This is a genomic window from [Clostridium] hylemonae DSM 15053, assembly GCF_008281175.1.
In the GTDB taxonomy this organism is placed as follows: domain Bacteria; phylum Bacillota; class Clostridia; order Lachnospirales; family Lachnospiraceae; genus Extibacter; species Extibacter hylemonae.
This window is the reverse complement of record NZ_CP036524.1, coordinates 752,415-767,299: the sequence shown is the minus strand read 5'-3', so window position 1 is coordinate 767,299 and position 14,885 is coordinate 752,415. Positions and strand designations below refer to the sequence as shown.

The window sequence follows — 14,885 nt, the reverse complement described above, 5'->3', positions numbered from 1 at the left end:
TCCGATGCCGCTGTCTATTTCACGATGTCCAGATTATCCTTCATAATCGGAACCATCTGAAATGTCACCACTCTCTTTTCGCCTGGATCTCCAAGGTATGCGTTCACTGCCGCCATAAACATATCCTCGCCTGCCTGCTTCAGGTCAAAGTAGACTGTCCCCCGAAAGACGCTGTCTTCCCTGATCGCCTTTATCCCTTCTTCTGTCGCGTCACAGCCAAACATCGCAATGGAAGGGCCCGTCTTGTGGGCTGATTCAAACGCTTCTTTTACCCCGAGTACCCCGTTGTCATTTACCCCCGCGACTACGTTGACGTCGGGGTGCGCCTGCAGCAGTATCTCGCCAAAATTCACCCCCTGGTCCAGCAGCCCCGCATCCTGCCTCGCCACTATTTTAGACTCCGGCGCCCGCTCCCGTATTCCTTCTTCAATATAATCCGCCCTGTTGTTCAGAAAATTTATGAGTGAATAGTCACAGATCGCGACATTCGCCCTGCCGCCCAGGTTTTCATTGATCCAGTCCCCTGCCATATGCCCGATGGCAAACCCGAGTTTCTCATTGTCCGCCACATATACGTACGTTGCCGCGTCACTGTAATTGTCGTATGAGATCACTATGATACCCTTTTTTACCGCTTCACTTACGACATACTCGCTGGCGTCCTGATCAAAATTCTGAAAAATTATGGCATCACATCCCGCCGCAATAAAATTTTCCAGCCCTTCCACCATATTTCCCGGGTCGCTGTCCGATGAAAACTCGATGATCTCCACTCCCAGTTTGTCGGCCTTCCTGTGCATCTGATCCAGCATTTCAATAAAAGTCGTATGTGTCATATCCGACATACAGACGCCGATCTTCATTCCCTTAGCAGTTTTCTCTTTATGTGCAGTATCTTCTCCCAAACTGCCCGCAAAAGAGCATGCCGCCAAAAAGCAGCTTAAGCATATCACGAAACAGACACGTGTGATTTTTCCCGGCATACTCTCTCACCTCCAGACTGCTTATCATGCGTGGCTTTGTATAAAATCGCCGATGGCCTTATAGGTATCGATCGTTTCTTTCAGAGGACGGTGTATAAACGCATGGATCATGCCCTCGTAATATTTATACGCAACATCTGTCCCCTCGTCAATGAGACGCGCCGCATACATCAGTTCCTGATCCAGAAGCGGATCACACTCTGCCATTATCATAAGCGCCGGCGGAAGATTCTTCAAGCTGCCGGCACACAAAGGCGAGGCATAAGGGTGATCCGACTGTTCCTCATAGTCGTCAAAGTAATAGGACGTAAACTTCTGGCCGCTCCTGTATTCCAGAAAATATCCGCTTCCGTAGCGCTGCTCCGACTTAAGAGGCAGTTCAGGATTCATGATGACCGCCGGATAGATAAGCACCTGCCCCGCTATATCCTTACGCCCCCTGTCCCTTGCCATCAGCGCGGCCGCAGCCGCAAAATTACCGCCGCTGCTGTCTCCGCCGATAAAAAGCTTCCCCTCTGCCAGTTTCTCTCTCTCAATGTGGGCAAGCGCGGCATAGCAGTCTTCCAGGCCTGTCGGGAACTTATACTCAGGCGCCAGACGGTAGTCGGGGGCAATGACCCTTACCTTTCCAAACAAAGCAATGCCCCTGAGCACCTGGTCATACACCTCGTGGTCATTCATACTCCACGCTCCGCCGTGAAAATACAGCAATGTGCCCGCCGGATCTTCACGTGGATCATAGATCGTACACGGGATCTCATACCCCTCTCTCTCATAGGGGACACTCCTGGTCCTGATGTTCATCATATCCTGCCAGCACGTTCTCCTCCTCCACTCCGAAGTAAATAAAGCGACCGCCTGCATTTTCAGCTGTGTACGTGATACTTGCGGATCATCCATATCCATGATCTCTGCAGGCTCAATGATCACTTCCGGCGCCACTTCATTATATTCCGGTTCAAAAAGCTTATGGTAAGTTCTGATCATCGTTTTCCCTCCGTATATGATTTTGTTAATATCAATTTTTCTTTACTTTGCCGGAACCGCCTTTTCCGCGACGATCTTCATCTTGGCGCCGGCGGCAATATTCTTCTGGATCCCGTCGAAGCAGACGGCCGCCAGAAATACAAGTCCGGTCACGATCTTCTGCCAGTATGCGTCTATGCCGAGCATGATCATGGAAGTGTTCAGCACACCCATGATAAGTACGCCGGTAAACGCTTTGCTTACTTTCCCTTCACCACCCATAAGAGAGACGCCGCCGATAACAGCCGCCGTCAGGCATTCCATCTCCCATCCGTCCGCCGATATCTGGGCGGAACCCGACGCCATCCGGGACATGTAGATGACCCCGCCGAAACCGGCCGCAAGGGCAGAGATCCCATATGAGATGATCTGTACGGCGCGGGTGTTGATGCCCGATACTCTTGCGGATTCTATATTACTTCCGACGAGATAAAAATATCTTCCGAAGTACGTTTTATTGAGAATGAACCACGCAATTATGAGAATGACCTCAAGGATGATGACCGCAAACGGTATCTGGAACCCTTCCGGACCGACGCGCCCCTGACCGAGAAAGGTAACGGTAATGTCTGCCGGAAAGGTCAGATAGCTGCCCTGCGACACAACATAAGCTGCCCCTGACAGAATCCCCATCATGGCAAGCGTCCCTATCATCGGGAAAATCCCTGTGCTGACGATGATATAGCCCTGCAGCATGCCGACCAGGATACATAAAACGAGCACAGCCGCGATCGCGAGCGGATACGGCATACCGGCCGACACAACAAGCCGCACTACCATAACTCCCGCAAATGCCATCATCCCGCCAACCGACAGGTCTATGCCGGCCGACAGCATCACGAATAGTATTCCGGTCGTCAGGATCCCTACCACCGACACCTGGTCCAATATGTTCATAAGATTGGAAAAGCTTAAGAAAGCATCCGTCTCCAGTATACTCATCAGTATAAGTATGGCTGCAAGAAACACCACCACAGCATACTCTTTAAAATATTTTTTCACCGTATTCATAAGCACTTACTCTCCTTCTGTTTTAAACGTTCCCCGGACGCAAGTTTCATAACGTTCACCTGTGAAAACTCCGGTTTCTCCAAAATACCCGAAACTCTGCCTTCATACAGCACTGCCATCCTGTCGCTCATTCCAAGTATCTCCTCCATCTCCGAGGATATGATGATAATGCCGACTCCTCTTTCTGCAAGAGCGTTCATAAGAAGATAAATTTCGTGCTTTGCCCCAACGTCTATTCCCCTCGTCGGCTCGTCCATGATCAGGATCTTTGAATCAGAAGCGAGCCACTTTGCCAGGGCAACCTTCTGCTGATTTCCGCCTGAAAGGTTTTTGACGAGCTGTTCCACGGACGGCGCTTTGATGGAAAGAGACTTCTGAAGCCCGTCCACGATCTCATTTTCTTTGTCAGTGTCAATGATGCCGAGCGCCCCTGATATCTGCTTTAGAATACTTGCGGTAATATTCCATTTGATGGACAGGGAAAGAGAGACGCCCTGAGCCTTCCTGTCTTCGGTCAGAAATCCGATCCCGTTGGCGATGGCCTGCCACGGCGATTTGATATTCACTTTCCTGCCCTTGATAAATATATCGCCCGACTGGATTTTATCTAGTCCAAACAGCATTCTTGCAAGCTCAGTCCTCCCGGAACCGACGAGCCCGGCGAGACCTAATATCTCTCCCTCTCTGAGCGATAAAGAGATATCCCGGTCTCCCATACCTGTAATTTTGTTCAGTTCAAGCAAGACGCCGCCGGGAGCTGTCTTTCTCCCCGGATACGCCTCGGACAGGCTCCTCCCGACCATCATCGATATAAGCTGGTCTTTGGAACTGTCCCCGGTGCTGATCACTCCCACTACCTCCCCGTCCCTCATTACCGTGATTCTGTCCGTAATTTCAAATAACTCCTCAAGACGGTGGGATATATATACGATCGTGACGCCGCTTTCCTTTAACTGCCTGATGATCTCAAACAGCGCCTTCACTTCGTTGTCGGTAAGCGGCGCGGTGGGCTCGTCCATAATGATGAGCTTCGCCTTGCTTGCGATGGCTTTGGCGATCTCAACGAGCTGCATCTTGGCAACCGAAAGTTCTTTCACAAGAACAGCAGGATCAATGTCCACATCATACATATCGAGGATTTCCCGCGCTCTTTTATTAAGTTCCTTCCTGTTGAATATAATACCATGCCCTTCTTTTTCTCCGCAGAAAATATTCTCAGCCACAGACAGAGAGCCGGCCAGATTAAACTCCTGATAGACCGCCGCTATCCCCAGTCTTCTGGACTGTGCCGGTGTGACCATCCTGTATGTACTGCCCGCGATCTCGATCACGCCGCTGTCCGGCGCAATGGCGCCTGCTATCGTTTTGATCAGCGTAGATTTTCCGGCGCCGTTCTCACCGATCAGCCCGTGGATCTCTCCCTCTTCAACCTCAATCGAGACATCATTCAGCGCAATGACACCCGGATATGTTTTCACTATATTGTTCGTCTTTAAAATAACGCTCATAGTATCCTCTCCTGTGCGGAACCTTACATGTATAAGATTCCGCAGTCAGTTAAATCTAATTTTCATTACCGCATTTTACAGAAAATCGTCTACATTATCGATCGTGACCGGTTCCGGCACGAACAGGTAATCACGTGTTTCCAATTTGCCATTCTTAGAGACCTCCAGCGCATTCTGGATCATATTCTTTGTCACGCTGTCCGGATCACTCGATGCCGTGCCTCTGTACATACCGCCTTCTTTGATCGCCTGAAGCGCAGGTTCATTTGCGTCGACACCGAAGATGCCCACATGGTCCTGATCCGCCTTCCCTTTTGACTTCCACGCCTGGTATAATGCATAACAGCCTGCGTCGTTTATGCCCGCGACCGCCTTCATATCAGGATATTTTGTGAACCAGGCATTGCCCACCGACGTACCTTCGTCCTCAAGTCCTGCCTGCTGGGAATCTACGATCACAACATTCGGAGCTTCCTCCTTGATGGCCGCCTCAATTCCCTTTCTTCTCTCTACGAGGAATGGGAACGGGTCATAGTTAAGGATCCCGCACTGCACCTCTTCAGAGCTGTCAAATGTCTTATTTACCCACTCCGAGAGCATCTTGCCGATCACCTGTCCCATCGCATAGTTGTCGGCGCCGAAGAATCCGTCCGCCCCCTCGATATCCGTATCGTACGCAAAGAAATATACCCCTTTGCTCTGTGCCTGCTCCATGGCCGGTTTCAGGGCCACCGCGTTGTCCACATGACAGATGATCACATTGTATCCGCCGTTTGCAAAGTTATTGATCGCATCAATTTTCTTGGCGGAATCAATACATTCCTTTGTCGTTACCTGTACGTTTCCTTCTTCCTTTGCATATTTCTCAAGGCCCGTCTTTAACTGGGCGAAAAAGCCTGCCAGGTCGGAGGGGATAAAACCGATCTTTATCGTATCGCCCTCTGTCTTTGCCGCCTTTCCTGAATCAGAGCCTTCTTCTTTGGCTTTCGACCCGCAGGCTGCCATGGAAACTACCATTGCGGCGCACAGCAGAGCGCCGATGATTCTCTTTACGTTTCTCTTCATAATCCATTCCTCCTTTATTTTGTCTGAATTGTTAAGTGCATAATAGATTAGGACATTTTCATTGTCAATAATATCGTAAATAAGTCCCTTTTATCGTAAATCTTTATACACTTTAACCAAAGACAGGCCTGTTTTTACCTGTCTTCCAATTTTATCTAAAACTATTTTTCCGGTTGACATCTGCTCCTCATATGTTATAATGAATCCGTCAAATCATTAAATATTAGTGGAAGAGGTAATTTATGTTAATTGTGTCAGTAAAGGATTATACAGCGAAATAAATAAGTTGTAGGGGTACTTATGTCCAGCGGACTCGTGTACTCTTTATGCTGGTACGCCTGATCTGCCGGTATATCCGCCTTACTTTACACATTCATACACTTCCATGTTTATAAAGACGCCGAAGGGGTATCGCCGAATGCACAGCTTGTAAGGGCTGTGTTTTTTGTTCCCTGTTTCCGGCCGTATATATTCAGGACCACAGAAGTCGTATGCCTTAAGAAGGCGGAAGGAGCTTTATGTGGTCCTTTATTATTATAAAAATTGCAGCCGGCATCCGTGCGCAGGGACACATGCCCTGTACACCGGCGCCGGGAAAGGAATAAGAAAAATGAACAATAAATCATTAGAACTCATCGGATACTATGAAATTACAGAAAAACTGGCAAAGCAGGCCCTGACCGCCCGCGCAAAAGAACGCGCCCGCGCGCTCCACCCTTTCCTGTCCGAGTCAGAACTGCGCAAAAATCTGCGGGAGACGACACAGGCAAGAGAGATGATCGGACTGCTTGGGCTTCCGCCGCTTCCCGCCATGGAACATATCGAAGCATTTATAGAAAAAGCGGTGATCGGGGAACTGCTCATGCCGGAACATCTGGAGGAAATGGGGCTGTTTCTCAATGCGGTGCGCAGGCTGAAGCTTTATCTGAAAAAAGGGGAAGAACAGCACATACAGATCGCCTTCTATAATGACAATCTGGTGCTCCCGGAAGAATTAAAAGATAACATTGAACGCTGTATACGGGCAGGACGTGTGGACGATCATGCCTCCGGTTATCTGAATGATATCCGGCGCCAGATAAAGACCTCAGAGGAGAAGATAAACGAGAAAGCGGCGCGAGCGCTGAAAGCAGCCGGCGCCAGCGTCAGTGAATCCTTTATCGTACAGCGGAACGGACGGCTGTGCATCCCTGTCAAAAAAGAATGCCGCTTGCGGGTGCCCGGCAGTATTGTAGACAAATCGTCTACCGGCGCCACGGTCTTCATCGAACCGGAGACCGTCGCTTCACTTCGGGAGGAACTGGAGATACTGAAGATACAGGAAGATTCCGAAGAACGCCGTATCCTCTATGAACTGCTTGAACAGATCGCCCTGAATGAGGAAGCGCTGAGGGAAGATGTCCGGGTCATCGCTCTGCTCGATTTCGTATTTGCAAAGGCGAAGCTGAGCTTTGACATGAAGGCGGCAGAACCTCACATTAACCTCAGCCGGTATATCTCCGTCACCGGAGCGCGGCACCCCATGCTGGATAATGAGACGTGCGTTCCCCTCGACTTTGAGGCGGGACGCGGTGTCAGCGGCATTATCATCACCGGCCCGAACACCGGCGGAAAGACCGTTGCGCTTAAGACCGTCGCGCTCATAAGCGCCATGGCATGCGCGGGCCTCCATGTACCGTGCGCCTCTGCGGACATTGCGATGAACAATCAGATCTTGTGCGATATCGGTGACGGGCAGAACATGACAGACAATCTTTCCACCTTTTCCGCACACATTAAAAATGTCCTTGATATATTAAAGCGGGTAACGAAGGACAGCCTGGTCATTATGGATGAACTCGGCTCCGGCACAGACCCTGCCGAGGGAATGGGAATTGCCGTCGCCATACTGGAAGAACTGCGCAAAAGCGGCGCGCTGTTTTTCGTGACAACTCACTATCCGGAAGTGAAAGAATACGCGGGACGTCATCCGGACATAGCAAACGCGCGCATGGAATTCGACAAGGAGACGTTAAAGCCGCTCTACCGGCTCACCATAGGCGAATCCGGAGACAGCTGCGCCCTGTATATCGCCAAACGGCTCGGCGTGCCGGATAATATGCTGGCGGCCGCCGCCAGAGAAGCCTACGGTCCGCGCGCGGAACATATCATCTCGGATCTTGGGACTCACAGCTCACCGGAGCCGTTCCGTAAGATATCCGCACCGCGCTTAAAGCCTGTGCAAGACATAAAGCTTCCCTCATCGCAGGGCCAGGAATTTACCAGGGGCGACAGCGTCACCATACTGCCGGACAAAAAGATAGGCATCGTCGTCCGGCCTGCGGACAGCCGGGGTAATGTCCTCGTACAGGTGCAGAAAGAAAAATTTTATGTCAACAGAAAAAGACTGGAGCTTAAAGTGGCGGCATCACAGCTTTATCCGGAGGATTACGACTTTTCTATCATCTTCGATTCAGCAGAGCACCGGAAGATCCGTCACCAGATGGAACGGAAATATGAGGCCGGCCTTGAGATAGAGTCCTTCGACCGCCATCTTCCATAATTTACACAATAAGTATTTTTTTTACTTCTTTTTATTGATTTAACATTAACGGTAATCTACAATGAACTTAACAGAACTTATTAACCGTTAAGATTGTTTCTGTAAGGGGAGGAACCAATGGAACTTCATGAAGGTATACCAGATTCATTTCATATAGATACGGACGCCTTTTATAATGCCATCGTCAACAGTACGGAGGATTATATCTATATTGTGGATATCACCAAAGATATCTCCCTCGTGTCGGAGAATATGGCGCGTGACTTTGATCTGCCCGGACGTCTCGTGCCGGGACTTATCCCTCTGTGGGGAGAACTCATACATGAGAAGGACAGACAGCGCTATTATGACTCGATCGATGAGATGATGGCGGGATATACAGATATCCACAATGTAGAATACCAGATCCTGAACAAAAAGAATGAATACATCTGGGTCTGCTGCCGCGGTCTTCTTACGCGGGACGAAAGCGGCGCGCCCACCATGTTCGCGGGCGTCGTGACCCCGGTGGGAAGCAAGGGAAAGATGGACCGCACGACCGGGCTTTTTACACAGGAGGAATGCAAGAACCATATTGAAGCCTATCTGAATCTCGGCAATACGAGCGGTGGGTTTCTTCTGCTTGGGATCGATGATTTTAAGCGGATCAACAATCTGAAAAATCATACATTCGGCGATACCGTACTGCGCAAGATCGCTCAGGATATCCAGCATATGATTCCGCACAAAGCGGAGATCTTCCGGTTCGACGGCGACGAAGGAGCAGTCTTCTCACCCGGAGCCACTCTGGAGGATATGTACGACTTATATTCCAAGATACATCTCTATGCCAACAAAGAACATGAGATCGACGGCATCTCCTACTACTGCACCATATCGGGCGGCGTCGCCATGCTCGGCACGGATGCGGACAATTATCTCGACCTCATAAAGTGTGCTATGAGCGCTCTTGAAGCGTCAAAAAAGAAGGGGAAAAATATGTGCACCGCCTTCACGCCGGCTCTTTTGCAGTCCAATCTGTATATCATGGAGCTGACCAATGAACTGCAGCGGTGTGTGATGAACGGCATGGAAGGCTTCTCCGTCGTATATCAGCCCTTTGTAAAGACCGACGGACTCTGTCTCAAAGGCGCGGAGGCTCTGCTTCGCTGGTCCTCTCCGGCAGTAAAAAAAGTGGGCCCCGCGGAATTCATCCCGCTTCTGGAATCAAGCGGAACGATCGTCCCTGTCGGCAAGTGGGTGTTGGACAAGGCTTTCTGCACGTGTAAGAAATGGGTCGCCAGATGGCCTGATTTTGTCATGAATATCAATGTGTCTTACGTCCAGATCATCGAAAAGGATTTTGTCCCTTATATCGAAGAGCTGCTGAAAAAATATGACCTTCCCGCCAGACACATCGTGCTGGAGATGACAGAGAGCTATTTCGTGACTGATATGCCGGCGTTAAAGACTACGTTCCAGCGCCTGCGTGATATTGATATATGCATCGCCATGGATGACTTCGGGACCGGCTACTCCTCACTTGGAATGCTTTCCCAGACGCTGGCGGATATCGTCAAGATAGACCGGATGTTCATCTCACTCATTAATGATAAAGAGCATTTCTTCAACCGCTCTTTCATCCAGGCGGTCATCAACCTGTGCCACAGCATCGGGATCTCAGTCTGCGTGGAAGGCGTGGAATGCGCAGATGAACTGGATACCGTCCAGAACATGTCTGCAGACAGTATTCAGGGATACTATATCTCAAAGCCTGTCTCACAGGATGAATTTGAGGAAAAATACTGGGACAGTTAAATAAAATTCAGATAAAGAGCGTCGTATTATCTCTACATGAACTTGGATTCAGAAAGGGAAAGGTCTTCATATGTATCAAGAAACGCGTAAAATCACCATTTTCTCTGAACATACCGGCTTGGAACCTCTGATCCGGTCAGCCATGGAAAAAGGGCCCGTTGCTTACACCATATCTACGACATCGTCTATGCAGACTGATTGGCAGGACAGTGATATCATCTTGTGTGATATTCCTGTAGAAGAGCTGGCATCCGTTAAGAAAAAGATGAGATCAGATTCTTATCTGCTCTACATATACAGCCCCGCGGATGATATATGCCGGGATAAGGACACGGCGGCCGATGAATTATTCGCCCGGCCCGTCAGCAAAGACTATCTGCAGAAACGGATACGGCACATTTGCGGTGAGATAAAGCTCCGGGCGGACGAATGGCTCTCCTCCACATATCTGGACGTGCTCATCGACAGTATGCCGGATCTCGTCTGGTTCAAGGACAACAACGGCATACATGTAAAGGTGAACAATGTCTTCTGCCACACCGTCGGAAAAGAGCGGAAAGACGTGACGGGCAAAGACCACTGTACGATATGGGATGTGGAAGTGGACGACTGCGAGGCGACGGAGGCGATCGTGCGCAGGGAACGGCGGACGTGCCAGTTTAACGAGCTTGTAAAGAGCAGCGGCGGCATGCGCCAGTTCCGTACATACAAGTCGCCTCTCTTTGACAGAGACGGGAATATTATGGGAACCGTGGGCATCGGACACGATGTCACCGTCCTTGAGAATATGAGCAATGAGATGGAAATACTGCTGAACAGCATGCCTTTTGCCATTCTGTTAAAAGACAGCGCCGGCGCCATCGTGGATGTCAACTTAAAGTTCGAGGAATATTTTAGTTCCCGCAGAGACGATGTGATAGGCAGACCGTTCCACGAATGGCATGAAAGCATGTTCCACGGGCTGTCCTCCGTCAAAAAGAACGACACCGAAGAAATACATCTTCCCGAAGACGACGGTGAGCGGATCCTCGAGATCACCCACGAGCCCATATATGATATATTTGAGAGCATTGTCGGGGAGCTGACCATCTACCGTGACATAACGGAAGAATCTCTTCTCAAGGAACAGCTGAACAATAACTCAAACACAGACTTTCTGACAGGCCTGTGCAACAGGCGCTTTTTCTATGAATACTTTTCTGAGACTCACAGCTACGAGCAGATCTCCATTTTATACGTGGATCTGGACCATTTTAAAATGGTAAATGATACTTACGGCCACCAGATCGGTGATGAGGCGCTGATCATGGTCGCCGCGACTTTAAAGAAATGTTTCCCGGACAATCTCATTGCGCGCATCGGCGGAGATGAGTTTCTTGTCGCCAGGACGGAGCCGGTGGCAGAAGAAGAACTTGTCCGCCAGGCAGACATGCTGATCGACGGGCTGCAGGACGCCTTCAACACGAACAGCTGTATGAAGGTCCTGTCGGCAAGCATCGGTATCGCATATACGACAGAACCCGCAAAAAAGATTGACGACCTGATCAAAGAAAGTGACATCGCCCTCTATAAAGCCAAGCAGTCCGGCCGTTCCCGGTGCTGTGTATACCGTTAAAAAGCAAAAATTCCCCGGGATCGGTACAAAAGGATCCCGGGGCTTATTCACATTATTTATCTGAATCCGATTTATCTGTCTTTGCTACCTGCACACAGTTCTTTGCAAGCCAGTCTTTCACCAGATTATTCAATGCCATCTCTTTCAAGTCGTCTTCCTCAGCCGCTTTTTTTAACGCGTCTGCATTTTCATAACCATATGTCTCGGCCATTTTTTTAAGCTGTTTTTTGTACTCGTCGTCCGACAGCTTGATCTTCTCTTTATCTGCGATCGCTTTTGTGACAAGCGTCTGCTTCACACTGGACTTTGCAGCCTTGTTCACCTGTTCTTCAAACTCTTCTACCGTAGCTCCCATCTGTTCCTGGATAAAGGTATCATAGTCCATCTGGTAATATTCTGCCGCATCTTTATACTGCTGGATCAGGTTGTCGGTGATGTCCTTGACATCCTTCTTCGGGTATTTCTTTACTTTTGATTTATCAAGCACTGCTTCCCACACTGCGGAGGACAGATTGTCATTGTATGCTGTCTCTGCCTCTTCCTCGAGCTGCTTTTTAACTTCCTTTTTGTATTCCTTGACTGTTTTTGACTTCTCAGATACGGACTTTACAAACTTGTCATCCAGCTCCGGCACTTCATCCTGTGTGATCTTGTTTACCGTGATCGTGAACACAACGTCTTTTCCGGCATAATCTGCATTGCCGTAATTTTCCGGAAATTTTCCGTTCCAGTCATATGTCTCGCCGATATTATGGCCGATGACGCTCTCCTCAAATCCTTCGATAAATACGCCGGAACCGATCGTGAGCGGGTAATCCTCCGCGCTGCCGCCGTCAAAAGTCTCTCCGCCGATCTTTCCCACATAATCGATATTGACCGTATCACCGTTTTCTACCGCGCGGTCGGTGATCTCCTTCTGGGTCGCCTTTGATTCCAGCGTGGACTGGATGGCGCTCTCCACGTCCTTGTCTGTCACTTTGGACGCTTTCTCAACTTCATCAACCTGGATTCCTTTATATCCTTCAACTGTCACCTCGTCGGTATCAATCTGGTTGCTTCCCGCACATCCTGCAAGTATCATAGAACCTGCGCATACCAACGCCAATGCAGCAACTAATTTCTTTTTCATAAAATACACCTCATCGATTCTTTATCTTTTATGTCCCTCTCTTTGAAACATACTGTATTAGTTATAGCACATTCTCCATAAATTTGAAACCTTTTTCACACTTATTTCACTTTTAGGAAAGATACGGTCACAACACCGGCGACAGAAGACGGCAGAACTGCTCCTTGACGCGGATGACAAGTCCCCGGCGTTCATAGCCCTTCCGCGTTATGAGCGTACTTTTCGGGATGTCATTTTCAAACGCCTCCATCAGCTTCTCCGTCGTCCTGGCGCTGTATACGACCGCGTTCACCTCAAAGTTCAGGGAAAAGCTTCGAATATCCATGTTGGCAGTCCCGATACAGCTCACAAGACCGTCCACACAGAGACATTTTGTGTGGAGAAATCCGTTGTCGTAAGTGTAGCATCTCGCCCCCGCTTCTATCATCTCACCCGCGTAGGAGTAGGTCGCCCAGTAGACGAACGGGTGATCCGGCTTGCACGGTATCATGATGCGCACGTCGATCCCTGATCTGGCCGCTATGACAAGCGCGTCTCTGATATCTTCGTCAGGGATAAAATACGGCGTCTGAATGTAGATACTGCTCCTCGCCATGTGAATGAGACGCAGATAGTTGTTGCGTATCTCCTGGCTCCTGGAGTCCGGCCCGCTCGATATGATCTGTACCGGGTCGCGCCCGTTGCGGATATAGGTCGGTATCTCGAAGAGACGGTCCTCCAGAAAGAGATTTTCTCTTGCCGCATAGTTCCAGTCAAGCACGAACCTGACCGCGAGGGACGTAACGGCTGAGCCTTCGATACAAATATGCGTATCCCTCCAGTAACCGAATTTCTTGTCCAGTCCAAGGTACTCTCTGCCGATATTGAATCCGCCCACGAACCCGATACGTCCGTCGATCACAACGATCTTCCTGTGGTTGCGGTAATTGACGCGCAGCTGCAGCTTCCCGAGCACCGCCGGGAAAAACTCCGCCACCTCGATCCCCGCCTTTTCAAGCCTCACCCAGTCAGCGTTGTGCATACCGCGGCAGCCCATACTGTCAAAGAGCACCCGCACTTCCACGCCCTGTCTCGCCTTGCGGACAAGCACTTCCTCTATCTCCTGCCACAGTTCATCGTTTCGTATGATGTAATACTGCAGATGAATGTAGTTCCTCGCATGCTCCATCTCTGTCATGAGCGCCTGGAACTTCTCTCTGCCGTCCGTGTAGATGCGGATGTCATTATTGTCCGTCAGCACGGCTTCCCCTTCATTCAGGTTGTACAGGATCAGGCTCTTGAACCGCTCAAGCTCCGGATCGCGCAGCCTGAGCTTCCTTCGGTATATAGACTCCTCCTGGCGGCGGACCGCATACTTGATCTCCCCCTCTATCTCCTTCATCTTGAACATCCGCTCCTTGCGGAAGTTCTGTCCGAGGACGAGATACAGTATAAAGCCGAGGATCGGAACAAAATAGAGCAGAAGCAGCCATGCCCATACTGTCGTCGGATTCCTGCGCTGGAAAAAGATGATCAGCAGGGAAAATATTATATTGATAAACAGCAGATGGTCAATGATCCACCAGTAAGCAGTCCCGACCGCCTGCGCGGCATTTTGCATCATAATCTCACTCCCCCATAATGTATGCTTATTGATTTCCTGACGTATGTGTTCTATTATAACGTCATCTGACGAGAAAAGTAACCCTAAAATGTCAAATCTCTTGCACTTAAAGTAAAAGAATGATACAATGTACATCGTGAAAAAGTCTATTTGTAGGAGGTTCCCATGAGTACATTAACGATCGTACTGCTTGTTATCTTAATTGTATTAGTTATAGCATGTGTTGTATTATATTTTCTCGGCAAAAGAGCAGAAAAGAAGCAGGCTGCCCAGCAGGAACAGCTTGACGCGGCCGCGCAGACCGTATCTATGCTTATTATCGACAAAGGTAAGATGCGACTTAAGGACGCAGGTTTTCCGCCGGTCGTAGTGGAAGGTACGCCGAAGTATCTCCGCCGTTCCAAAGTGCCTGTCGTAAAAGCCAAAGTCGGACCGAAAGTAATGACGCTCATGTGCGACGCTCAGGTATTCCCGGTCATACCGGTCAAAAAGGAAGTAAAAGCCACGGTAAGCGGCATATACATCACAGGAGTCAAAGGTCTCAGAGGACCGCTTGAGACGCCGCCGAAGAAGAAAGGGTTCTTCAAGAGGATCACGGGCAGATAG

The 14,885-nt window shown here is 49.6% G+C and carries 11 protein-coding genes; 4 read left to right on the top strand and 7 right to left on the bottom strand.

Going from position 1 to position 14,885, the window contains the following annotated elements:
• Nucleotides 1-14: 14 nt before the first annotated feature.
• From LAJLEIBI_RS03500 to LAJLEIBI_RS03480, 5 genes are all read right to left on the bottom strand, one after another.
• Nucleotides 15-983 (bottom strand): sugar ABC transporter substrate-binding protein, encoded by a 969-nt coding sequence (locus LAJLEIBI_RS03500; protein ID WP_006444873.1) that lies wholly within the window; start codon nucleotides 981-983, stop codon nucleotides 15-17.
• A gap of 24 nt (nucleotides 984-1,007) precedes the next feature.
• On the bottom strand, nucleotides 1,008-1,970 hold the full coding sequence (locus LAJLEIBI_RS03495) for an alpha/beta hydrolase (RefSeq protein WP_006444872.1): 963 nt from the start codon (nucleotides 1,968-1,970) through the stop codon (nucleotides 1,008-1,010).
• Nucleotides 1,971-2,012: 42 nt separating this feature from the next.
• Nucleotides 2,013-3,020: an ABC transporter permease gene (locus tag LAJLEIBI_RS03490; RefSeq protein ID WP_006444871.1), complete on the bottom strand. Its 1,008-nt coding sequence runs from the start codon at nucleotides 3,018-3,020 to the stop codon at nucleotides 2,013-2,015.
• Nucleotides 3,017-4,528, bottom strand: coding sequence for a sugar ABC transporter ATP-binding protein (locus tag LAJLEIBI_RS03485; protein ID WP_006444870.1), 1,512 nt, complete (start codon nucleotides 4,526-4,528; stop codon nucleotides 3,017-3,019). The genes LAJLEIBI_RS03490 and LAJLEIBI_RS03485 overlap by 4 nt, the downstream gene beginning before the upstream one ends.
• 75 nt (nucleotides 4,529-4,603) lie before the next feature.
• Nucleotides 4,604-5,593, bottom strand: coding sequence for a sugar ABC transporter substrate-binding protein (locus LAJLEIBI_RS03480; protein WP_006444869.1), 990 nt, complete (start codon nucleotides 5,591-5,593; stop codon nucleotides 4,604-4,606).
• A 610-nt stretch (nucleotides 5,594-6,203) separates the two neighbouring features.
• On the opposite strand from LAJLEIBI_RS03480, the gene LAJLEIBI_RS03475 reads away from it, so the two are divergent.
• The 3 genes from LAJLEIBI_RS03475 (at nucleotide 6,204) to LAJLEIBI_RS03465 (ending at nucleotide 11,547) form a co-directional block, all read left to right on the top strand.
• Entirely contained in the window at nucleotides 6,204-8,135 is a 1,932-nt protein-coding gene (locus LAJLEIBI_RS03475; protein ID WP_006444867.1) for an endonuclease MutS2, read from the top strand.
• 117 nt (nucleotides 8,136-8,252) lie between these two features.
• Entirely contained in the window at nucleotides 8,253-9,932 is a 1,680-nt protein-coding gene (locus LAJLEIBI_RS03470) for a bifunctional diguanylate cyclase/phosphodiesterase (RefSeq protein WP_006444866.1), read from the top strand.
• Between the two features lie 187 nt (nucleotides 9,933-10,119).
• Complete coding sequence (locus LAJLEIBI_RS03465) at nucleotides 10,120-11,547, top strand: sensor domain-containing diguanylate cyclase (RefSeq protein ID WP_205689588.1); 1,428 nt, start codon at nucleotides 10,120-10,122, stop codon at nucleotides 11,545-11,547.
• Between the two features lie 52 nt (nucleotides 11,548-11,599).
• Here LAJLEIBI_RS03465 and tig read toward each other — a convergent pair whose 3' ends face one another.
• Both tig and cls read right to left on the bottom strand, forming a co-directional pair.
• On the bottom strand, nucleotides 11,600-12,676 hold the full coding sequence (gene tig, locus LAJLEIBI_RS03460) for a trigger factor (RefSeq protein WP_006444864.1): 1,077 nt from the start codon (nucleotides 12,674-12,676) through the stop codon (nucleotides 11,600-11,602).
• A 127-nt stretch (nucleotides 12,677-12,803) separates the two neighbouring features.
• A complete protein-coding gene (gene cls, locus LAJLEIBI_RS03455; protein ID WP_040435952.1) occupies nucleotides 12,804-14,279 on the bottom strand; it encodes a cardiolipin synthase in 1,476 nt (491 codons plus the stop codon).
• A gap of 165 nt (nucleotides 14,280-14,444) precedes the next feature.
• On the opposite strand from cls, the gene LAJLEIBI_RS03450 reads away from it, so the two are divergent.
• Nucleotides 14,445-14,885, top strand: a complete 441-nt coding sequence (locus LAJLEIBI_RS03450; protein WP_006444862.1) for a hypothetical protein — start codon at nucleotides 14,445-14,447, stop codon at nucleotides 14,883-14,885.